This window comes from Pyrobaculum organotrophum, from assembly GCF_055384425.1.
In genome coordinates, this window is the sequence record NZ_AP042430.1 from 83707 (window position 1) to 104672 (window position 20966).

General features: G+C 45.1%; 27 protein-coding genes, 2 tRNA genes and 1 pseudogene. 18 read left to right on the forward strand and 12 right to left on the reverse strand.

Annotated features, from left to right (window positions below; all coding sequences use genetic code 11):
* Positions 1 to 17: 17 nt before the first annotated feature.
* The 7 genes from ACZ49R_RS00520 (at position 18) to ACZ49R_RS00550 (ending at position 4639) form a co-directional block, all read left to right on the forward strand.
* A complete protein-coding gene (locus tag ACZ49R_RS00520) occupies positions 18 to 1229 on the forward strand; it encodes a cytochrome c biogenesis protein (RefSeq protein ID WP_464733275.1) in 1212 nt (403 codons plus the stop codon).
* A gap of 21 nt (positions 1230 to 1250) precedes the next feature.
* On the forward strand, positions 1251 to 2144 hold the full coding sequence (locus ACZ49R_RS00525) for an ABC transporter substrate-binding protein (protein ID WP_464733276.1): 894 nt from the start codon (positions 1251 to 1253) through the stop codon (positions 2142 to 2144).
* Positions 2141 to 2833 carry an ABC transporter ATP-binding protein gene (locus ACZ49R_RS00530; protein ID WP_011763334.1) on the forward strand — a complete coding sequence of 231 codons (693 nt, stop codon included), beginning with the start codon at positions 2141 to 2143 and terminating at the stop codon, positions 2831 to 2833. The genes ACZ49R_RS00525 and ACZ49R_RS00530 overlap by 4 nt, the downstream gene beginning before the upstream one ends.
* Positions 2830 to 3552, forward strand: coding sequence for an ABC transporter permease (locus tag ACZ49R_RS00535; protein WP_464733277.1), 723 nt, complete (start codon positions 2830 to 2832; stop codon positions 3550 to 3552). The genes ACZ49R_RS00530 and ACZ49R_RS00535 overlap by 4 nt, the downstream gene beginning before the upstream one ends.
* Positions 3543 to 4040, forward strand: a complete 498-nt coding sequence (locus ACZ49R_RS00540) for a protein-tyrosine phosphatase family protein (protein ID WP_464733278.1) — start codon at positions 3543 to 3545, stop codon at positions 4038 to 4040. Before ACZ49R_RS00535 ends, ACZ49R_RS00540 begins: the two co-directional genes overlap by 10 nt.
* Entirely contained in the window at positions 4037 to 4531 is a 495-nt protein-coding gene (locus ACZ49R_RS00545; RefSeq protein ID WP_464733279.1) for a Rab family GTPase, read from the forward strand. Before ACZ49R_RS00540 ends, ACZ49R_RS00545 begins: the two co-directional genes overlap by 4 nt.
* Before the next feature lie 23 nt (positions 4532 to 4554).
* A tRNA-Leu gene (locus ACZ49R_RS00550) sits at positions 4555 to 4639 on the forward strand.
* Here the strand turns inward: ACZ49R_RS00550 and ACZ49R_RS00555 are convergent.
* From ACZ49R_RS00555 to infB, 3 genes and pseudogenes are all read right to left on the reverse strand, one after another.
* A complete protein-coding gene (locus tag ACZ49R_RS00555; RefSeq protein WP_464734141.1) occupies positions 4640 to 5284 on the reverse strand; it encodes a dehydroquinate synthase/iron-containing alcohol dehydrogenase family protein in 645 nt (214 codons plus the stop codon).
* A 42-nt stretch (positions 5285 to 5326) separates the two neighbouring features.
* Positions 5327 to 5793, reverse strand: a pseudogene (locus tag ACZ49R_RS00560) (iron-containing alcohol dehydrogenase); the annotation flags it as partial.
* A gap of 22 nt (positions 5794 to 5815) precedes the next feature.
* On the reverse strand, positions 5816 to 7552 hold the full coding sequence (infB, locus tag ACZ49R_RS00565) for a translation initiation factor IF-2 (protein ID WP_464734142.1): 1737 nt from the start codon (positions 7550 to 7552) through the stop codon (positions 5816 to 5818).
* 79 nt (positions 7553 to 7631) lie between these two features.
* Between infB and ACZ49R_RS00570 the strand changes: the two genes are divergently transcribed.
* The 4 genes from ACZ49R_RS00570 to ACZ49R_RS00585 all read left to right on the forward strand — a co-directional run bounded on the left by ACZ49R_RS00570 (position 7632) and on the right by ACZ49R_RS00585 (position 9973).
* Positions 7632 to 8117, forward strand: a complete 486-nt coding sequence (locus ACZ49R_RS00570) for a hypothetical protein (protein WP_464733280.1) — start codon at positions 7632 to 7634, stop codon at positions 8115 to 8117.
* A 260-nt stretch (positions 8118 to 8377) separates the two neighbouring features.
* Positions 8378 to 8557, forward strand: coding sequence for a chromatin protein Cren7 (locus tag ACZ49R_RS00575; RefSeq protein ID WP_011763327.1), 180 nt, complete (start codon positions 8378 to 8380; stop codon positions 8555 to 8557).
* Positions 8558 to 8585: 28 nt separating this feature from the next.
* A complete protein-coding gene (locus ACZ49R_RS00580; protein ID WP_464733281.1) occupies positions 8586 to 9011 on the forward strand; it encodes a CBS domain-containing protein in 426 nt (141 codons plus the stop codon).
* Positions 9011 to 9973: an NAD(P)/FAD-dependent oxidoreductase gene (locus tag ACZ49R_RS00585; protein WP_464733282.1), complete on the forward strand. Its 963-nt coding sequence runs from the start codon at positions 9011 to 9013 to the stop codon at positions 9971 to 9973. The genes ACZ49R_RS00580 and ACZ49R_RS00585 overlap by 1 nt, the downstream gene beginning before the upstream one ends.
* A 258-nt stretch (positions 9974 to 10231) precedes the next feature.
* Here ACZ49R_RS00585 and ACZ49R_RS00590 read toward each other — a convergent pair whose 3' ends face one another.
* Complete coding sequence (locus tag ACZ49R_RS00590; protein WP_464733283.1) at positions 10232 to 10378, reverse strand: hypothetical protein; 147 nt, start codon at positions 10376 to 10378, stop codon at positions 10232 to 10234.
* Positions 10379 to 10455: 77 nt separating this feature from the next.
* Between ACZ49R_RS00590 and ACZ49R_RS00595 the strand changes: the two genes are divergently transcribed.
* The 3 genes from ACZ49R_RS00595 to ACZ49R_RS00605 all read left to right on the forward strand — a co-directional run bounded on the left by ACZ49R_RS00595 (position 10456) and on the right by ACZ49R_RS00605 (position 13237).
* Complete coding sequence (locus tag ACZ49R_RS00595; RefSeq protein WP_464733284.1) at positions 10456 to 11310, forward strand: hypothetical protein; 855 nt, start codon at positions 10456 to 10458, stop codon at positions 11308 to 11310.
* Positions 11311 to 11341: 31 nt separating this feature from the next.
* The gene (locus tag ACZ49R_RS00600) at positions 11342 to 11920 is read left to right on the forward strand and encodes a translin family protein (protein WP_464733285.1); all 579 of its coding nucleotides are present in this window, start codon (positions 11342 to 11344) and stop codon (positions 11918 to 11920) included.
* Between the two features lie 111 nt (positions 11921 to 12031).
* The gene (locus tag ACZ49R_RS00605; protein ID WP_464733286.1) at positions 12032 to 13237 is read left to right on the forward strand and encodes an amidase; all 1206 of its coding nucleotides are present in this window, start codon (positions 12032 to 12034) and stop codon (positions 13235 to 13237) included.
* On the opposite strand, the gene ACZ49R_RS00610 is transcribed toward ACZ49R_RS00605, so the two are convergent.
* On the reverse strand, positions 13219 to 14019 hold the full coding sequence (locus ACZ49R_RS00610; protein ID WP_464733287.1) for an MBL fold metallo-hydrolase: 801 nt from the start codon (positions 14017 to 14019) through the stop codon (positions 13219 to 13221). The genes ACZ49R_RS00605 and ACZ49R_RS00610 overlap by 19 nt on opposite strands.
* Positions 14020 to 14183: 164 nt before the next feature.
* Between ACZ49R_RS00610 and ACZ49R_RS00615 the strand changes: the two genes are divergently transcribed.
* Positions 14184 to 14303 (forward strand) — tRNA-Glu (locus ACZ49R_RS00615).
* A gap of 79 nt (positions 14304 to 14382) precedes the next feature.
* Positions 14383 to 14625, forward strand: a complete 243-nt coding sequence (locus tag ACZ49R_RS00620; protein WP_011763319.1) for an Lrp/AsnC family transcriptional regulator — start codon at positions 14383 to 14385, stop codon at positions 14623 to 14625.
* 3 nt (positions 14626 to 14628) lie between these two features.
* Here ACZ49R_RS00620 and ACZ49R_RS00625 read toward each other — a convergent pair whose 3' ends face one another.
* Complete coding sequence (locus ACZ49R_RS00625; protein WP_011763318.1) at positions 14629 to 15075, reverse strand: 30S ribosomal protein S6e; 447 nt, start codon at positions 15073 to 15075, stop codon at positions 14629 to 14631.
* 47 nt (positions 15076 to 15122) lie between these two features.
* Between ACZ49R_RS00625 and ACZ49R_RS00630 the strand changes: the two genes are divergently transcribed.
* The gene (locus ACZ49R_RS00630) at positions 15123 to 15749 is read left to right on the forward strand and encodes a hypothetical protein (protein ID WP_167827676.1); all 627 of its coding nucleotides are present in this window, start codon (positions 15123 to 15125) and stop codon (positions 15747 to 15749) included.
* On the opposite strand, the gene ACZ49R_RS00635 is transcribed toward ACZ49R_RS00630, so the two are convergent.
* On the reverse strand, positions 15730 to 16083 hold the full coding sequence (locus ACZ49R_RS00635) for a hydroxymethylglutaryl-CoA reductase (protein WP_464733288.1): 354 nt from the start codon (positions 16081 to 16083) through the stop codon (positions 15730 to 15732). The two genes, ACZ49R_RS00630 and ACZ49R_RS00635, sit on opposite strands and share 20 nt — an antisense overlap.
* A 67-nt stretch (positions 16084 to 16150) precedes the next feature.
* Between ACZ49R_RS00635 and ACZ49R_RS00640 the strand changes: the two genes are divergently transcribed.
* Entirely contained in the window at positions 16151 to 16420 is a 270-nt protein-coding gene (locus ACZ49R_RS00640; protein ID WP_464733289.1) for a hypothetical protein, read from the forward strand.
* A gap of 51 nt (positions 16421 to 16471) precedes the next feature.
* Here ACZ49R_RS00640 and tpiA read toward each other — a convergent pair whose 3' ends face one another.
* The 5 genes from tpiA to ACZ49R_RS00665 form a co-directional block, all read right to left on the reverse strand.
* Entirely contained in the window at positions 16472 to 17161 is a 690-nt protein-coding gene (gene tpiA, locus ACZ49R_RS00645) for a triose-phosphate isomerase (protein ID WP_011763314.1), read from the reverse strand.
* A 3-nt stretch (positions 17162 to 17164) separates the two neighbouring features.
* The gene (locus ACZ49R_RS00650; protein ID WP_464733290.1) at positions 17165 to 17509 is read right to left on the reverse strand and encodes a hypothetical protein; all 345 of its coding nucleotides are present in this window, start codon (positions 17507 to 17509) and stop codon (positions 17165 to 17167) included.
* Between the two features lie 27 nt (positions 17510 to 17536).
* Positions 17537 to 20158, reverse strand: a complete 2622-nt coding sequence (acnA, locus tag ACZ49R_RS00655) for an aconitate hydratase AcnA (RefSeq protein WP_464733291.1) — start codon at positions 20156 to 20158, stop codon at positions 17537 to 17539.
* An 80-nt stretch (positions 20159 to 20238) separates the two neighbouring features.
* Positions 20239 to 20427: a hypothetical protein gene (locus ACZ49R_RS00660; RefSeq protein WP_464733292.1), complete on the reverse strand. Its 189-nt coding sequence runs from the start codon at positions 20425 to 20427 to the stop codon at positions 20239 to 20241.
* Positions 20427 to 20948 carry a hypothetical protein gene (locus ACZ49R_RS00665; protein WP_464733293.1) on the reverse strand — a complete coding sequence of 174 codons (522 nt, stop codon included), beginning with the start codon at positions 20946 to 20948 and terminating at the stop codon, positions 20427 to 20429. Before ACZ49R_RS00665 ends, ACZ49R_RS00660 begins: the two co-directional genes overlap by 1 nt.
* Positions 20949 to 20966 lie beyond the last annotated feature (18 nt).

The following is a 20966-nucleotide window of genomic DNA, read 5'->3' on the forward strand; positions in this document are numbered from 1 at the left end:
AGACGTGTTTGAAAAATGTGAAGTCGTTAATAGTACCATTGTTAATATCCGCGTTTATACTAGCGCTACAGATAGGTCAGCTCCATTTTGTAGACGTCTATTCAAGCCAAGATTTCAAAAACGCGATTAGAGAGGGGCCTGTCTTGATTTTTATACATCAGCCCGACTGTCCCGGCTGTATGTATCTAAAAACACAAGTTTTTACCGACGGCCAAGTGGTTAAGGCGTTAGAAAATATTAAACTAGTCGCAATAGACTTGTCTAAATATCCTCTGCGTAGTTTAGATGTAGTGACAGACGGCCAAGTATATTTATACTACGGCGGTTCTCTCTTTGTACAAAAGACTTCAGGCACGCAGAAGATACCGGTGATTGGCACCCCTACAGTCATAATGGGTTTTGTAAGAGGCGGGGAGATACATACCACGTTTATAATGATAGGCGCGACAGACCCGGCGACATTCCTTAAATTTATAAAAGCGGCATACGGCGAGAACTTCCAAACCTCCCCGCCTTCTATGCGACCTCCTATTTTAGTCTTACAACTCACGGCGTCTTTTATAGCGGGGGCTGTGAGTGTCTTTTCGCCATGCGTCTTGCCGGTTCTTACAATCGCAGCTACGACATATTTAGCGAGGCGTAGTCTTCCCCTGGTGTTAATAGGCATGGTTCTTTCCTTTGCTACTTTGGCAACTGTTGTTACAGCTCTAGCCTCTTGGATAGGGGAGGTTACCAACACGGTGCTGTACGCCGTAGGCGGCGTTGTGTTAGTCGCCATGGGCTTGGTGTTAGTTGTTGAAAGGTTAAATAAGGCCTTTGTATTGTGGACTTCTAGATTTCAGACATCTGCTTACAAGGCATCTAGAAGAGGCGTTGGCAAGATAGGCGATTTAACTCTTGGTGCGTCTCTAGGCGCCGTTTGGACGCCGTGCATAGCGCCGTTTTTTGGAGCGGTTGTAGTGGCAAATTTTGTTGCGTCTGCGCTAAGTAGAGATTATCTTGCGCTATTTGTCTCTACATTGGCATATGCTACTGGTCTTGCAACCGTAGTTTATCTTCTTGTAGAGACGCTTAGGCGCGGGGCTAGCCGTGCCACAAAGAGTATAAAGTGGGCTTCTTGGGGTAGGAGATTGGAATACGCTGTAGGTTTTATCTCCATAGCTCTTGGGATGTTGCTAGTTGGAGAAGCCGCCGGTCTACGCGTTTTTTCAACGCTCTTTAAGTTTTAAAAACTAGACCAAGTGTCACATATGGCAAGGTGGATATCTCTTCTAGTTGTTATAATTATTGTCGCTATTTTGTTTCTATTTTTCTTCCAGCCTTTTGTACCACCTTCGCCTAAGATTAAGGTGGGTTTATTGCCGATAGTAGATGCGCTACCTTTTGTAGTTGCAGAAAAAGAAAACTTGTTCAAAGCGGAGGGGTTAGACGTCGAGATTATATACTTTGGCTCTGCCAGAGATAGAGACTCGGCTATTGTCGCGGGACAGGTAGACGTCGCTGTTCACGATCCAGTCGGCGCGCTTATGTTAATTGGAAATGGCGTACCTATAAAAATCGTAGGCTTTGTCTGTTGTCTAAACGAGACAGATTCTAACATCGGATTTTACTATGTAAGAGCGCCCGGCGTCCGTAATATAAAGACCGTAGCTATTTCAAAAAATACAATTATTGAATATGTAGCTTCGAAAATCGTCAAGGGCGATGTTGAATTTGTTGATGTCCCAAGCATAGCCAATAGATATCAACTCCTTATAGAGGGTAAGGTAGATGCCGCAGTTTTACCAGACCCATGGGGCACTTTGGCCATAATGAAAAACGCCACTTTAATAGCCAGACATAGAGACTTAGTTGTGCTTGTGGCAAGCGAGAGGCTTCTAAATACGCCAGAGGGACGGAGGGCGGTGGAGAAACTTGTCACAGCTTTAAACAAGGCAGTTGATCTATACAACGCCAATCCTGAGAAGTATAGAGATATTTTGGCAGAGAAGTTGAGACTACCGGCGGAGTTTAAACAACATACAATAGTATGGAAAGCGCATATAGTTAAGATGCCTCGTGAGATATTTGACGACGCAACTAACTGGCTTGTGAAAAAGGGGCTTGTAAAACAAGCGCCTAGATATGAAGCTTGCGTCACGTGATTGACTTCAGAGGGGTTTACTTCAAATATAGGCGCGGCCCCGTCGTATTACAAAATTTTACAGCCCAGTTTTCTAACAGCTTGACAATTATACTGGGGCCTAACGGATGTGGAAAATCGACGTTGTTAAAAATCGCCGCCGGGATTTTAAAACCTACAGAAGGCATTGTCGAAATATTGGGAAAACCCCCAGATGAATTACGTGGCAAAATCGCCTACATACCTCAATCCGGCGGCTTGTACCCCTGGATGACTGTAGAGGAAAATATAGCGTTGCCACTTAAGCTTCTCAAGAAGCCAGAGCGGGAAATAAGGGAAACTGTCCACAAAGTTTCTGAAATATTGGAGATATCGGACCTCCTTAAGAGATATCCCCGCGAGATCTCCGGAGGCGAGCAACAGAAGGTATTACTAGCGCGGGCGATGGCCTCTGGGGCTGACGTGTGGCTTCTCGACGAGCCTTTCTCAATGATCGATATAGACTACAGGCGCGAGCTTATACAAATACTTAGGGGGGTCGGCAAAGTCATGGTCGTAATAACACATAATGTACAAGATGCAATAGATCTAGGCGGTGAGATATATGTAGTCAACGGCCCCCCGTTGAAAATTACTGCGGTTTTAAAGCCAGGCGATTATACAAAAGCGGAGGAGCTGACCGAGGTTGTGAAGTCCGCGTTTAAGAAATGAAATACTATATAACGGCTTTAGTTGCCCTATTTATACTATGGCAAATTTTGGCGTATGTGATAAACAAGCCATATCTCCCTCTGTTTACAGACGTGGTGATATATATGGCGGAGGATGCACAGATATTGTTAAGAAACCTCGCTGCAACATTGGCTAGGGTCTTTATATCGGTAGCAATAGCGCTTGTTATAGGTTTTGTGGGGGGTCTTGCCGCTACATGGCTTTCTGAGAGAGTAAGCGCAAATCTATTAAGAGCCGCCATACTTCTCACATATCCAATACCCCACGTTGCGCTACTCCCAATATTACTACACCTCTTTGGTATTGAGACAAGTAAAATTGTACTTATGTCACTAATAGCGTTTTACCCCATTGCGCTTTCAGTAATGGAGTGGACGCAGAGATTTCCACGTGACCTAGCCACGTTGATATATATAATGGGGGGTAATCGACGCGATATAGTTAAATATGTCGTTATGCCATCTGCGTTACCAGGCATATTGACCGGTCTTAAAATTGCGTTTAATACAGCATATTCGGTCTCTTTTATAGCCGAAAGTCTTGCCTTAACCGACGGGCTCGGGGCCTTGATCTATGACAGTTGGCATAGGCTTGACTATCTACAAATGTATGCAGCAATTTTGACGCTAAGCGGCGCCGGTGTAGCCACATATGCTCTTATGTCGTTGCTAGAGAGGAAATTAATAAAATGGGCTTGAGGAAAAAGACCAAGATGGAGTGTCCCTACTGGGTGGAGCCTAAACTAGCTGGATCATGTATGCCGAGGCAAGAGGATATAGAGAGATGGGCTTCGCTTGGCGTTAAGACTGTGATCTCACTCGCAGAGTCTTGGGAGATTGAATACTACGGCAGGTGGTCTCTGCCAGAGTTCCGAAAGACGCTGGCAGAAAAAGGCGTTAAATGGATCCACTGGCCAACTCCCGACGGATATCCTCCTAGAGATCTCGACGAGCTTATAGAAGTGATAGAGACGGAGATCAAGAGGGGGTCTGTAGTCGTCCATTGTGTCGGCGGCATGGGGAGGACGCCGACGGCACTAGCAGCTTATCTAATAGTTAAGAGATGTATGAAAGCTGACGATGCGATAAGAAGTGTTGAGAAAGTAAACCCCGCCATTTCTATAACAGATCAACAATACTACGCACTTTTAGAACTGGAGGCGACTGTACGCAATGTCTGTAAATGAGATGTCTTTTGGCGGCAGTTCTCGGCGTAGGCGGCGTTGGGAAAACAACATATATCTACAGACTTATAGGCGTCCCAGTCCAGCCAAAGACCACGCTTAGGCCTGGGATCTATAGAGGAGTTATAAATAGCGTAGTTATGTGTATTTTAGATATCCCAGGCGACTCGGCAACGGAGATAGCCGAGGCGCTTGCTAAGGCTTGGCCATTTTATTTAGATTTCGCTATTTTTATGTATGACGTAACGGATGTAAATACCCTATATGCGTTGTTAGATATCGAGAAACATTTGACAAGTAGATTAGTAAAGCCATATAGGAGATCTGTAGTTATTGGGAATAAAATAGATTTGGTGAAGATAAAGGGGCTTATATTCAAAGGGGACGAGGTTGTGAAAAAACTAGGCGCATGCGGCATTTTCTACATATCTGCATTAAAAGACCCCTATGAAAAACTTGTTGAGCCGTTGAAAGCAGCGATAGAAAGCTTATAAGTCTCTAAAAAATATAATATACAGCGGGGGTGCCCGAGCCAGGCCAAAGGGGCAGGGCTCAAGACCCTGTGGCGTAGGCCTGCGTGGGTTCAAATCCCACCCCCCGCACTAGAGCGCGCTTTTTAATATGTCGATTATTACGTCTTTTGTCACCTCTAAAGGAGCTGTGGTATTTATCCACTCTCTAAAAGTTGTAAAGACTCTCTCGGCTATATTTACTACATCTCTCTCGGTGAAGCCGTAGTCGCTTAGTCTCTCTCTAAGGCCTATCTCCTCCTGGAATTTTGCAACTGTTTTTTCTGCCTCAGCGGCGCTATCTATAGTAGGCTTTATATGGGGGTTTATATGTCTGAGAAGACGGGCTGAGAGTTCAGGCGCCGCCTTATGTATATAATAAACTGCGCGCGGGCCCAGTAACCCTAATCCACAGCCATGTGGTAGCTTGGGCTCTAGGCCGCTTAATACATGTTCTATGGCGTGTATTATATGTGTACGCGCCATATCTATGGCAATTCCTGCAATCATAGATGCATAGAGCATTCTATAGCGAAGCGCTAAATCTCTCAAGTTTTTTGCCAACTTAGGCAAAGTTTCAGCTATTGTGCCTATTGCACTTTCGGCAAGCGACTGCGATAGAGGATTTGAAGTCTTAGCTGTGGCGGATTCATAAGAGTGATAAAAGGCGTCTAGAGATGTATAGATCGTTTGTCTCTCGTCTAGTGTTAAAGTATATATGGGGTCGTCTATAGACAAATCTGGGTACCGCGCCGCTATACCTATTTTCTCTCTGGTGTCATCAAGTGTAACTACGGCCCATTTATCCACCTCTGTACCTGTGCCATGGGTGAGATTTACTGCTATCAGAGGTATCATTCTTTTTGCTTTTTAACGCCTCTGACATAGTCGTATATCTTTCCGCCGTTTGCAACAATTATAGTTGCAATCTTAGAGACGTCTATTGGGCTTCCGCCTCCTATGGCTATTACTGCATCAGCCCCCTCTTCCCATACGACTTTAGCTAATTCCTCCGCTTGACTTGCCCAGGGGTTTGGCGAAACTTTGTTAAACAACACATAATTAACGCCAAGTTCCTTCAATACTCTCTCTACATCATCTAAGGCGCCGGATGTCTTAGCTGACGACCTCCCAGTGACGATTACAACTTTTTCAAACTGGCGTAGGTAGTTCTTACTCTTCTCTATTGTTCCTGTGCCAAAATGGAGTAAAACACCTTCGTACCTGAGCTTAAACTCTTTGAGCATTGTGGAGTCTTTGTTGTATTTTTTACCTTTTTCTCGACTTTAGATATTCTTCAAGAGCCTTCAGTTCATCATCCCGTAGATACTGCCTATACTGAAAGAGCCATTGGCGTATTTGTTCATCTGGCACATAGACATATAGCACATCGCCCTCTCTTATCTGCCGCCCCACAATTATATCGCCGTGGATAGATATGGCAACTTCATCTCCTACAACAGCCTCGTTTATGGGTTTGCCAGATTTCTGAATTTGCATAATCCTACCTACTTCTTTCCCATCTTTAACCAACGTCACACCTGGCTTAATCGTGCCAGCTAATACCTTAATGCCTACAATTGCAGGGTTACTCCTCCTAAAGACGTAGCCAGGTAAAATCTGTATTTTGCCCGGTTTAGTCATTTGCGACAGTATCTGCTCTATAGTCTTGGTTTTAACCTCCTGAGACCATTTGATATACTCGTCAAATATCCGATATAGTATCTCTCCCTTGATTATCTTTATGCCAGACGACATAGCCTCTCTCTCCACCTCCGGGGGTATCTTCACATTAAAGGCCAATATCACGCCATATGTCGGATTTTTTCTTCTGCTCAACACAGCCTCCACCACATCTTTATGGGTCGGGGGTCCCACATCTGCCCTCCTAATTGGGACCCCCTGTTGTCTCAGGAAGAGAACCATACTTTCTAAAGTGCCGAAGGTATCTGCCCTAGCTATAACGCCCTCTCTATCTGTCTCTATTTTTATTTCCGAAATCTCCTCTCTGACAAGTTGGACAACTTTTTGAATATCTTGGAGATCCCACACAGCAAATATAGGCGCTCCTGCCACAACGCCGTCGAGTCCGTCTGCTACTATTCGTACGCCGGCAGCCGCTTTGACCTCTTCTACAGCCATATAACGATCTTCTGGGTCACGCATTTCATCGAGAGGCTTAGGCATAATTAACATACGCACCTTAGTCTCCTTTGGCCCATCTATACCCGCCGTAATTATTACATCGCCTTTTTTCAACACGCCATCATATAAAATCACGTCAGCCACGACGCCGAGCCCTCTTTCTTCCTTTACCTCCATAACGACGCCTTTTGCAGGCCCGTAGCTTACACTGAGTTTTTCTCTAGGGATAAACCTCTGGCTAACTCCAGCTAAAACTAGCAACAGATCGGCAATTCCCTCGCCAGTTACAGCACTTGTAGGAACTATGGGGACTTGTTTTGAAAAATCTCTAACACGGTCGTATCGATCAGCCTCTATTCCAAAACGTGAGAGTTGATCTATCAATTTGCCAATGGCCTCCTCGAGCGTTGCTATTGCATGCCACTCTTGTTGTTCAACTGCGAATAAAAACGGCCTATTTTCTACAGACTTCCAGCCGTATATCCTATCTAGTTTATTGGCAGCGATTATAAACGGCACGCCTCTGCTCTGGATGAGCTTAAGAGACTCCACCCCTTGCTCCTCAAGCCCTGAGGTGATATCTACCACAAGGATAGCTAAATCTGCGACAGAACCTCCACGTCTGCGTAAGTTTGAAAACGCGGCGTGGCCCGGCGTATCTATAAATAAGAAGCCCGGTATCCAGATCTTACCTCTCAGCCTTAGCTTATCCACTAGGGGACCTGCGAACCTCTCCACAGCCTGCCACGGGACAAAACTCACTCCTATGTGTTGCGTAATCATGCCTGGCTCTCTATACGCCACAGAAGTGCCCCTAATTTTATCAAGTAGTAACGTCTTTCCAACGTCGACATGTCCCATCACTACTACAAATGGCGATCTAATAGACACGTATAATGTTGTGGCTTATGATTATAAAGCTTTAGTACTAATGGGATTTGTGAAAAAGCTGGTATTATATTCAAAAGAGTGGCGTGATGAAAAAACTATAAAGCTCTACCGGGCTATGACTATACTTCTTCAGAGACAACGGGCTTATGCCCTTGAGAAAATTATGCAATACTCTCCAAATAGGGCGTTGGTATTTACATATCCATGTGGTTGGCATGGCGATGTGTTATTCATAGCGCCCTATCTAGTTATCGTCGGGCCTTTTGAAAGTTCAACGCTTATAGATCAGGTAGCATCTCTCTCAGATAGAGTGGCGTTGATTATGCTAGAGGGCGGTTGGACTGCGGAGGATGTATTTAGAGAATTTGGGCCGTTTGACATAGGAGTTGCGTGTTTAGGCGCGCCGATCTCTAACGTCAGACGTTACGTACAAAAAATGTTTATAATAAACATAAAAGGCCCCATTGGCGAATTATTAGAATCTATATATCAGCCAGCTGATGTAGAAGCCGACGTCGTTATAGAAACAGAATGACCTCCTCCCCGCCCTAAAGGGCGGGATTTCCACTATGGGGGTCTCGGGTGTTGTCCCTCTTTGGGGTTAATAAGCGGGTATCGCGCCGGGGCGTCCCCTGCTAGGGCTGTTGACCTGCCCGCCATCTGGAATACGCCGCTGTTTGACTTTTTCTTCACTGTTCTGCTATGGAAAAATATGTTTACTAGCTTAAACTCATTCCCGTCCTAAAGGGCGAGACTTTCGGTTGTAACTTTATATCTAGAGATGGCAGTTGACGTATGGAAGAGGTCTTAGATCGTGAATACGAAGTGGAATACGGCGGGAGAAAATACCGGCTAAAGCCAGTTAAAGCATGGGTTCTCCAGCCCCCTGGCAAACCAGGTGTCGTCATAGCCCTCTTTAAACTACCAGATGGAAAAACTATTAGGAAGGTGATAATGAAATTGCCGCCTAGCTAATTTTTAACTCTGGAGAAACATAAAATGTATGCTCGGAAGTTTTGCTAAGACAGACGTAGTTAAGGCTTTCCCGTCTACATCAATAAGAGAGGTGGCTAAATTAATGGTGCAGAGGAAGGTCGGCCTAGTTGTGCTTGTAGACCCCAGCGACCCCTATAGAGTAGTCGGCGTGGTCTCCGAACGTGATATTGTCAGAGCTGTGGCACATGAGATAGATCTAGACATGCCATGTGAAACCATAGCCTCAAAAAACGTGATTTCTCTTGAGGCGGACGAAAACGTCGCTAAAGCCGCAGAGGCGTTTGTAAAATATGGTATTAGACATCTAGTGGTTACTAAAGACGGTAGACTCTATGGGGTGTTTTCTATTAGAGATTTAATCAAAGAGGAAAATGCATTGAAGGAACTTGCAGAATATTACGACTGGACTTTTGAGCCTGGAATGTCTACTTAATGAAGCCAGTTGTAAAAGTAGTTGGGCTAGGCCCCTCTGGCTCTGCCTTTTTAAAGACATATAGTAGGGCAGTAGGTGTAGAATTATCTAGACAATATTTCAAGGCGTGTGGCGAGGCTGTGCCTGTGGAAACTCCGCTTGTCGATCCAGAGTTTGTAGTTGACAAAGTGCGTCGGTTCAAATTTTATCTCTGGCGTAAAGAAGTTGGAGAGGTGACATATCTAAAGCCTAGGTGGTATATAGTAAATAAAAAAGCTTGGGTAGAGTCTATGCGAGACGAAAATTTAGCTGGAGAAACGCCCGAGGTTTTAGTAAAGGCGGGCGGCCCCTATCAGAGCGTTGGTGAGAAAATCTATGTCGCCAGAGCCTACATAGAGGGCATAAAACTCGAAGACGAGACAGCCTACTTTATATTTCCACAAGACTCCATAGGTTTCTACTGGGTTTTTCCACACGGCGGGGTTTATAATATAGGCGCTGGATTTATCGGCGTTAGTAACCCAGTGCCATATATTTATGAGTTTATAGAGAGGTGGTTGGGCGGGGGTAGAGTTATAGATATGAGAGCCGCCCCCCTTACAATAGTACCGCAGATTACGCTATATGATGGAGAAAGCTTCAGAATAGGCGAAGCCGCAGGGCTTATATACCCTCTTACAGGCGAGGGCATAAGACCTGGCATAATTTCTGCAATAGAGTTAGCCAAGGCGCTAGGGACAAGACATCCGCTGAGGAACTACCGCCGCGCAGTCTGGAGAATAATTAGACAGGTGGAGTTTCAAAAGAGGATACTTAGACTAGCCCAGAGGTTATTAGCCAAGGGGCGCACGCCTATTGAATTCATAGAGGATTCTATATTGAGAGAATACATAGAGGAGAACTTAGGCGCAAAAACCCTCTTCATAGCACTGGCCAAAAGGCCTAGACAAGGAATTAGACTAATCAACGCATTGCTAAGATAACGGCCTCTCTAAAAGTTATCACGGCCAGGACTTCGACGGCTGCCTCTTGCCGACGTCAATGAACTAGCCTATAATCCCTCTACACTCTAAATGGCGAGGCTTGTCTTGTAGCCATACTTTACTTCATGAGTACTGTTTGAGATAAAACTTAGATAGCTACGCTATATATTGTGTAAATCGTTCAGCGGCCTATGTCTTCTTCAAAATCCGCAGACCCGAGTTCTTCATCACCGCTAGTTAAGAAATAAAAGCTTTAAACTATGACGCGTCTGCTAATTTATTTACAAGCTTAGGCGCTATAGTGAATATACGTGGCGTTAGTAAGTAGACGGGTAGGTGCGGGTCTATACCCATTTCTGCCAGAATTTTTGCGAGAGGCCCTAGTTTTTCTAAAAGCGTCTGCATAAGACGCCTAGAGTCCAACTTAAAAATTTTTGCGTAGCGCCGTCTAAAAATATATTAATAATCCACGACATATAGTGGTGCTTTCCGCGTTGCTTCTCGTAGTTACAGCAGTGTTTATAGGCGTAGCACCTACTATACTTCACGGCAGAATAGAGAGCCCGCCGGTGGAGATCTCCCCATATGTAAATGCAGAGGATAACCAAACTACTCTATACAACGCTTTTATATTCTTTGCCCTTCTCATAATGGCGACTATACTCATATATGTAATTCTCCCACGTAGAAGATTACTAAAACTCCTTTTGTCGATTATATGGTTTGTTCTTTCAATCGGCGTGTTCCAATTTTACGTAATTCTATACTATTGGAATGGCCTCCTAGACGAGGTAAATGCAGTTAGACTAATGTGGGCCTCCCTACTATTCGGAATTTTTACAGTATATCTAATTCATAAGAGAAGAGGAGATCTTCTACTTGGATTTCTCGGATCTCTTGCAGGAGTTATGTTTGTTTGGCTTTTACCAACCACAACCGTAGTCGCTCTGTTGACCGCACTACCCATCTACGACTACTTGATGGTAAACAAAGGTCTTCTTGGCAGAATAGTGCAGAAGTTAAGAGACGGCGCCGTCAATACGCCTGGGAGAAAGGCCGACAACCCCCTATTTGGCTTTGTTGTTAGACTCGACAACCTTTCGCTTGGCGTAGGGGATTTCGTAGTATACTCCATGGCACTTTCATTTATCGCCATGAGACTTCTACAATATGGAAGAGCGGTATTTATTATAGCGTTAGGTCTAGGAGCGGCGTTGATATACCTAGGGCTTTTGCTAACTGTCAAGATATTTCTAAAAAGATGGGGTTACGGCCCCGCGTTACCGTTTCCAATATTACTTCTATATCCCCTGGTGGTTTTTGCTTGGATCGCCTAGATAGTTTATATATTGCATCTCTAACGTGACTGTGTTAGAGAACAAATCTTTATACGACGAATTAAGGCAATATGAACAAGCGAAAGACGAGGTAATACAGACGTCGATTAAAGTTGCGCGGCTTTCTAAGGCCGTAGTCTACTCCGTAATTAGGAGAGATTTTGCCTCAGCAGAAAAAGCTATACGTGAGATGGAGAATGTTGTTGCCAAGTTGAAGAAATTAATTAACGAGTGGCCCATGTTTTATAATAACGCCGCAACTGGACTACAAGAGTATGTTGAGGCAATCACATTGTACTTATTCATTAAAGAGGGTAGGTTTCCCACTAAAGAGGAGCTAGGCGTTGATGTATATACATACCTTATGGGCGTGGCAGACGTGGCAGGGGAGTTAGGCAGATCCGCTACGGAGGAGTTGTTAAAGAAAAACATAGAGGGGGCGAAGAGACTTAAAGACGCTGTAGAAAGCCTCTACCTCGACCTCCTAGCGCTTGAGCCGCGTGATTATGAGTTGCGGAAAAAAGTAGATTATGTAGGCTCTCAAGCCAATTGGATTTCAGAAAAGCTATTTTACGCTACTACGTGTAGACAGACGAGCGATGTCGAATAATACGGCTATGGATTATATCGAGATCCTACTAAAAGAACTTAAAGTACCCACTATCAATGTAGAGGAAGTTAAGAGACAAGTTGAGAGAATATTAAAGGGCTTGGGGCTTGTATGAGCGAAATTGAAAAGAAGATAGAAGAGGCTAAGAGACGTGCTGATTTAAACTATTTCCTTTACCTAAATGAGAAAGTTGTTGAAGAGGTGGAATTTCTTAAGCGGGCTGGGAGGTGTGGGGCACTGTGTGGCGTGACGCTTGCGGTAAAAGACAACATAGAAGTTATGGGCATGCCTATTACAAACGGAGCGCCATATATGAAAAAAATATCTGATAAAACAGCGGCAGTTGTAAGACGTCTTATGGCAGAAGGCGCGGTTGTGCTAGGGAAAACAAACATGCACGAGCTCGCCCTTGGCGTTACGAATATAAACCCCCATTTTGGGCCGACGCGAAATCCCCACGACCCCTCTCGAATAACTGGCGGATCTAGTGGAGGTAGTGCAGGCGCTGTTGCCATAGGCGTAGCAGACCTGGGCATCGGCACAGATACAGGCGGCTCAGTTAGAATACCAGCTGCGCTATGCGGTGTTGTCGGATACAAGCCGCCCTATGGAAAAATTCCGATGGACGGCATATACCCCCTTTCACAAAGTTTAGACCACGTCGGTTTTATTGCAAGAAGTGTAAAAGAACTTGTAAATATACTATCGGCTGTGGGATGGGCACCTCGAGATCTCTCGCCGCCTAAGAGATTTAGATTTGCGGTACTAATGGGTATTACAGAACCTTCTAGATATGTAGAGAAGGCATTTTGGAAAGCTGTAGAGGTTTTAGAGAATATAGGAGGTTTTAGAGACGAAGTTTTTCTAGACTCTACTAAATATTCGGCTGCTAGAGCTGCGTTATTGCTATCCGAAGCCGCCGTTAACTACTATGACTATTTGAGAAGCGTAGGCGAACATATGGGCCGCGACGTGGCGACTTTATTAGGTGTCGGCGTTGCCCTTCCCTCAGTTGCTTACATAATTGCAAAGAGGATAAAAGAGGAAGCCACACAATACTTCAATATACTATTTAAAAAATACGATATAGTAGTTACGCCAACCACAGCCATAGAGGCTGTACCTATAGAACAAGCTGATAGTATTACAATGAGACGTAAACTACTCGCGTATACGGAGATTTTTAACCTAACAGGCCATCCGGCTATTTCAGTACCGGCGCCAGCTACTTCCAGCCTTCCCGTGGGCCTTCAAGTGGCGGCTAGAGACGAAGATACTTTACTAGCAATAGCCGAAGCTTACGAAGCGGCTCTCTGAGATTTTAAATAATCTAAGAAGCCCAACACACTAATTTTTAGATAAAATTCGGCATAGAAACCGCCAACCGTCAAGATCTTTGCTACATTTTCATCTACTCTAGCTAAAAGCCTTAACGCCTCATCTATTGGCACATCAACATCTTTTAGAGTTTCTGCCCAACTTCTTATCTGTTGTTCATGTACCTTAAGGATTTCTACATTACGTGTACATGAATAATGGGGGAAACACACTGTATCAACATCTAGCGACTTTATCTTGTGTAAAGATTGGAGATAAATATCAAGTTTAAAGGGGGGCGGCGTTGTGGGAACGATAACCCCCAACTCTGGTATATATACTCCCCCGCCATCGCCTATAAATAGAGTTTTATTATCTCTCTCATAATACACGACATGATGTGGAGCATGTCCCGGTGTATATATTACATCAATTACGTCAAAAAGTCTTGTCTGATCTCTGACGCCAACTACCTGTCTACTTGGGAGAGGGGCTCCGAATTTTTCTGCAAAAATACCTAATACAGTTTTGCTCGCCTCATAAAGTTTGAGCGGCTCTGTTACATACTTAGTATACCTCTCATGTACATAAACAGGCGAATTTATATGACCTGCTGAGCCACAGTGGTCTAAGTGTATATGTGTGCATAAAACTGCATCGACGTCAAGCGGGGAGTGTAGTGATGCAGGACCGGGGTCTATCACTACCTTGACATCGCCAAGGTTAAGGATGTATGTAGTTAGTAGAGGTACCTTCTCTAGGTATTTAGTTATAATCTGCATTTAATATGATTCATTTTTCCTTAATAACATTTTCTGAACAAACCTCCAGTTAAGAAACCTAGAGGTCTAGGCGACTTGTTTAACCGGAGAATTCTTTATCAGGTTAAAGAAGAAAAATTTTTAAAACAATTTGGTAATTGGAGGCGCCCTGGCGGTGGAGGGGGGCCGTAGCCAGCCGGCTACCCCAGCCGGTAGTCTAGCCCGGTCAAGGATGCGGGCCTCATAACCGCAGGGTTAGGCCAGTCGAGCCCGTGACCCGGGTTCAAATCCCGGCCGGGGCACCAACCTAAACTTTGTACATTTACTAGACATTCGCTTAAAGCTTAATTCTAAATGTTTAAATAGTGATAAAGACTTTTAGTTATGGTTGAAGCGTTTGTATTCATAAACACAGAAATAGGCGCAGAGGACGAGGTCATGGAGGCTTTAGTAAAAATTCCAGAGGTCAAAGAGGCTATGATTGTTTATGGGCCTTATGACTTAGTAATAAGAATTACAACAGATACTGCTGAGAATTTGAGAAAACTCATTAGTGAGAAGATTAGAAAAATGCCAAAGATAAAGAGCACAACTACTTTAATAATAGCTAAATCTATCGTGAAATAGCTATTAGGCCGGTGTTCCCTCTTTGGCTTTTGTTAATTTTTCTATTTCCTTAGCTCCTAGCGGTATGGCGGGGGGTCCGGAATAGCCTTGTGGATATACAATTACTGCGTTTATTTGTACAATAGAGTCGGATATCGTGTTGCCCCTCACTAATTTCCTTTTTCGCATACCTCTTTTCGGCGGCCAGTAGCCCGGCGGCCCGTCAGCTAGAATATACCTTTTCACAGGTCCCGGCACGCCGGGGTGCATAGGCGCGCCTTCAATTCCACTACCGCCAGTAATTCTAATCTTAGCGCCTTTCGGCAACTCTAGGAAGTCTTTTAACACAGAGCCGTCTAGTTCGTCTCCTATCTTAAGCCCTATGAAGCGTTGTGCCAGTGGGTCTTTTATCTCAAACTGCCTGGCCTTGCCTGAGATGGGGTCTGAAAGCACTAGTTTGAAAGTCGGCATGTGCCGCGTAGGAGATACGGTTTTAAAAACATTTTCTGTAGTAATACGTGGAGTTTATAGTGCCTATGTGTGATAAATGGCGGGAGTTCCAAGAGGTTACGTTTATCATCAGAGACGGCGAAACTTTAGCAGTAGGCCGCACGGCAGAGGGCTACGATGAGAGATCTATATCTGTGGAAGAGGTTGTAGATATAGTAAAACCATATATGGAGTTATACGATTGGCTTGGCTCTGAAATAGGCAAGGTATTAGACGTAGAGTACGTCCCGGGAAAAGGCGATATATACACATGGCTCAAGAGCCACATTAGCTTCATAGATACGGCCAGTGTGAAATGGGGTAAGGTTGTCGATAGGGTTGGCCCCTTCTCTTTAAGACGATATTTAAAAAAGGTGTATATGCCGTATAGCGGCCACGCCCTAACGTTAACATACGTAGCATATCCATATCCGGACGCCGTAGTTGCGGCAGAGAATAAAGGCAGAGTTATGGCAATTGGAAGCGTAGTTGTAGAATGGGGCGGCGTAAAAGTTGCATCTGCTGGTATACGCACTGTAGCTGGCGCATTGCTACTTGCACAAGCGGCATCTGAGTTAACGCCGGAGCTTAAGGAACTTAAAAAAGCTTTGGAAGAATTTGTAGCAAGGTTTTTTACTATCTCAACGTGTCGGTGACGTCGAAGGCAAGCTCGCCCCACTCTTTAGTCTTAGCTTTTATGTCTATTTTATGCGCTCCAGGCGATAGAGAAAGTCCTTGGAGCAGTATTGTTACTTCATCTCTCACATTAAACTTTTGCCCAACAGATGCCAGCTCTGAGACCCCCCGCTTTTGTCCCCCTGCAATTATGAATACTTTATCTGAGGGTACCTTCTGCCCATCAACAGCTACCTCTACTCCAACAACTGTAGCTGGCGCTAGAGAGTTTCGTAACTTAAAGGAGACCCCTTCTGGCGTGTTTGTGAGACTCCCCTGTACATATAGTTGGCGTAATACTGCTGGCGGAAGCATGAAGAGTAATATAAAACTATACTTAATATACGTTACTTAAGCTAAAAACAAAAACTAAATACACAATATGCTCCCGCTAGATAAGCTTAGAAAACTCGGCAATGGCTATAATGTCGTAATAAGAGGACGTCAGGTAGAAGTGGTTTTTACCACCCCAACTCTTGGAGATGCGGCGTCAGACCCGGAGCTTGGAGACGAGAGAAGAACTATAATCATAAGAGGTGTTATAGAAGGCGATATGGTAAAAATAATAGATGCATACGTAGAGGATCAATATGGCTATAGAGGTAAAATAGATTTGAGAGATTTAGAGCTTTGGATCGAGTATATAAATTAAGTTATAACAAATAGTACGACCCCCTGCTGGGGGCATATGAGCGGCGGGCACCTAAGGCGGCTCCGCCGCGACTGTAAGCGGCTTTGCCAACTCGAAAATTTTCTGGTAGTGGTCTTTAGCCTTAACTGCAGCGCTTGCAAGAAGCACCCCCTTGGTGCCTAGCTTAAGTGCTGCCTCTACATCTTCACCTGTTTCAATACCGGCGCCGGTTATAACTACGACGTTTGGAAAGTGTTTTGTCACTAGCCTTACAGTTTCGATTATTGTCTCAGGTTTATACTTTGAGACCGCTTTGCCGGTGCCTATTAGCTCAGGCGGCTCTACAGCTACGGCGTGGGGCCCTAGCGCAGCCGCCGCAAGACTTGTCACAGGGTCGGGGGCGCATATCACTACGTCTAGACCTATAGACTTAGCTCTTGCGGCCAACTTAGAGAGTTGGTTTAAGGCAAGAGGCGCTTCACTATGATTTAAAATCAGCCCCGACGCTCCGACAGCTTTTATATTATCTACAGCTATATGCGCTGTATAAGCGCCTGGCGTTTCTACATCTGCGCCTTGCGCATACACTGGTATTTCAACAGACTGCGCAACTAGGGCGAGCTCTAAATGGTTAGGCGCCACAGCTATATTTACGCCGAGCTCTTTAGCAACTTTTTCCGCCGCCTTGGCTATTTCCAGTGCCTTTTTGCCTGCAGCCTCGCCATAGGCTTTTAGATTTATAATTAGTATTGGAAACTTCACAACTTATCTAACGATCTGCTTATTAAATTGTATAGTCTTCAACAACGCCAGTGTTGCAATTGCCAGTAGATACAAGAGGAGAGGGACATGTTCTATGGCAAGTCTTCCAAACCCCTCGACAGGAGACCATATCGTACGCGAGACTCTGCCAGCGTTGAAAGAAGCTGCTAACACAAGCGCTACATACGCCGGCTTAGTCGGCTTATACAATAACAGTATTGCAAATGCTATGTATACAGCGGCTAAAATTACGTTTTCAACTACCAAAGCGGATGGCAGACCTACGAAATTTATACCTATGTATCCCAGAGATAGAAGAATGAGTAAAACCGGGAGGAGTTTATCCATAAAAGATGGTTCGTATCTATTTTAAAACTATTTACTCTTTAGAAGTTTATTCAATACGTAGGGCAGAATTCCGCCGTGTTTAATATATTCGACCTCGGCCCAAGTATATATCGCCAACCTAGCTTTAACTTCATCTACACGCCCATCTTTCCTATGTATCCTAATGACCACCTCTTTGCCAGGCGCGAGGCCCTCTGAAAGGCCAATTATATCAAAGGTCTCTGAGCCGTCTAGTTTCAAGCTGTCGACGGTAACGCCCGGCGGCAGTTGTATAGGTATTATGCCAACCATCGTGAGGTTAGACCTATGTATCCTCTCAAAACTCTCTGCGATTACGACTCTAACGCCTAAGAGCTTTGGCCCCTTAGCTGCCCAATCTCTGCTAGAGCCTGCGCCGTAGTTTTTACCTGCGATTACAATCATGGGCACGCCCTCTCTCTTATAGGCCTCTGCGGCGTCATAAACAGTCATTACCTTGCCCTCTGGAAACTTAATAGTCAGCCCGCCGTCTAAGTTGCCGATTTTGTTTTTATAACCCTTGCTAGAGAAGGTGCCGCGGACCATTACTTGCCAATTGCCTCTACGTGCGCCAAAGGTGTTAAACTCGGAGGGTTTTACGCCTAGCGAAAGCAGATATTGGCCCGCCGGATTATCGGCCGTTATGCTACCGGCGGGCGAGATGTGGTCTGTAGTAATGCTATCGCCAAGAATTAAAAGCGGTCTGGCTCCTACTATATCTGCGATTTTCACCTCGCCTTCGAAAAGCGGAGATGGCTGTATATAGGTGTCATCAGCGCGCCATTGATATAACATACCCGCCGGGGCCTCTAAGGCATTCCACTCGGGCACCAGTTCGCCGGTTTTGCTGTACTTCTCAATATATACATTGGGATTAACCCACTCTTCTACTATGCGGTTTACCTCCTCAGGCCTGGGCCAGATGTCTTTTAGATAGACAGGTTTTCCACTAGAATAGGCCAGGGGCTCTCTCTCGAGGTCTTTTGTCACTGTGCCAGCTAAGGCGTAGGCCACTACTAATGGAGGCGAGGCAAGATACGCCGCGCGGACATCTGGGTGGACTCTGGCTTCAAAATTCCTATTGCCAGAAAGCACGGCAGCAGCAAGAATATCGTGTTCTTTTATAGCTTTTGCGACCGGCTCTGGCAGAGGTCCTGAATTTCCAATACATGTGGTACATCCGTAAGCCACTACGTGGAAGCCTAATTCGTCAAGATACTTCTGTAATCCGCTTCTCTCTAAAATTTCCGCAGCCGCCCTAGAGCCTGGGGCGAAGCTTGTTTTTACATACGGCGGAGGTCTTATCCCAAGCTCTACTGCCCTCTTGGCCACTAGCCCTGCCGCGACCAAGAGATATGGGTTGCTGGTGTTTGTACAACTCGTAATAGCTGCAATTACGACATCTCCATCTCCAAACTGTACTCTTTTACCATCGATCTCAATTTCAACAACCTTTCTACTCCTTTTCTTTCTCTCCTGTAGAAAACTAGAGAAGCTCTTGGGCACTTCGGAGAGCGTCCGTCTCTGCCAGGGCAGAGTCGGCCCTGCGACGTTACGCTCTACGGAAGATAAATCGAAGTCTACGACTTGGCTATACTCAGCGCCTTCTACTCCGCCGAAGACGCCCTGTGCTTCGTAGTATTTCTTAACTAAAGCGATGAGTTCCTCTGGTCTGCCGGTAATCCTTAAGTAAGATAGTGTGTTTTCATCCACGGGGAAGAGCCCTACTGTTGAGCCGTACTCAGGAGCCATATTGGCAATAGTGGCGCGGTCTGGCACAGAGAGTTTTCTGACGCCTTCTCCGAAAAACTCTACAAATGCGTCTACCACGTCTATTTTACGCAAGAATTCAGTAATTGCAAGCACTATATCTGTTGCCGTAACTCCCGGCCGGGGCTCGCCATATAAATGTACGCCGATTACCTTAGGCACTCTAATTGTAATAGGCTCTCCCAACATTGCAGCTTCTGCCTCCACCCCGCCGACGCCCCAGCCCACTACCCCTAGCCCATTTATCATTGTAGTGTGGCTATCCATCCCAACTAAAGTCTCGAAGTAAGCCAAGTCGCCTTCTGTCATTACGACTTTTGCTAGATACTCCAAATTTACCTGATGTATAATGCCTGTACCTGGCGGAAATACCCTAAAGTTTTTAAACGCTTGCTGAGCCCACTTAAGGAAGCGGTACCGCTCCTTATTTCTCTGTATTTCAAGCTCTAGGTTTTTTCTAAGAGCCTCGCGACTGCCCCAGAAGTCTACTTGCACCGAATGGTCAATAATTAAATCGACGGGGACTTGTGGATTAATTACTGTGGGGTCTTTTCCCATTTTTACTGCGATGTCGCGCATAGTGGCCAGATCTACAACTGCGGGCACCCCCGTGTAGTCTTGCATTATGACGCGCGAGACTTTGATTGCAACCTCTCCTTCCGGCGCCTTTGGATTCCATCTAGCTAATCTCTCGAGGTGTTCCTTTGTTATATCTTTTCCATCTAAATTCCGCATTACGTTTTCTAATAAGACGCGGATAGAGTAGGGGAGTCTCCCAATGTCATACCCCTCTTTTTCAAGACTCTTGAGGCTGAAATAGCGGTAGGTCTTGCTTCCCACAACTAGCCTTTCGGGTTGCATGGCTTAGAAGGGTATTACTTTAATAAATGGATTTTTTATCAGGAAGCTTTATCTAGTTTCTATACTTGTCTAAGTCTGGACTAGACTTTTTTCTGTGTATTGTATCTAACAACGGCTTCTCTCACTTTTTTTGAATCGCCAACTGTGATCACCGTGGCGTCGTTTACGCGGATAATAGTGCCGCAATAGGGACATTGATGCCGTTGTGCAGTAGCTTTTGTCGCGCTTGCTCTTCCACACTTAGGACACACAACAGCAACATATCTCATCAATACCTAGAATATAGAATGGCTTTTAGCTTTCTTAGAGCTTTTCCAAAGTCGTAAGACGAACACTTATACCGCGCTAATTTTAACTCGACACCGCCTCTCACATCTGGCGTGTAAATAACCTCTGTTGCAAATAGAAGTCCTCTATGTTTTATCACCGCATAGCGTTGTCTCAGCGTAATTCTACCTAACATTTTTACACCAGGCGTATATAATTTTACATATTCCACAGGCGGCGACATCGGCGCGATAGGCTCTACACACACATCTATCCTCTTTACAGCAACTTCGATTGCCAGAGGTGGAGGATTTGGGTGGGATATCGGAGCACAAATTGAGACGTCTGCTAATATATGTCCCCCATGCCACTCTATTAATAACAGACCCAGACTCGGCGGCGTTTCTGATAGACACATAACGGCGTTCCACTCCTCTTCGAGAAAAGTTTTCAATTGGCAGAGGCGTTCAGACAGCCACTGCTTTATTGTAACTGGCTCGGTGAGATCTATGCGATATTTCACACGCCTTTGTAAAAGGCC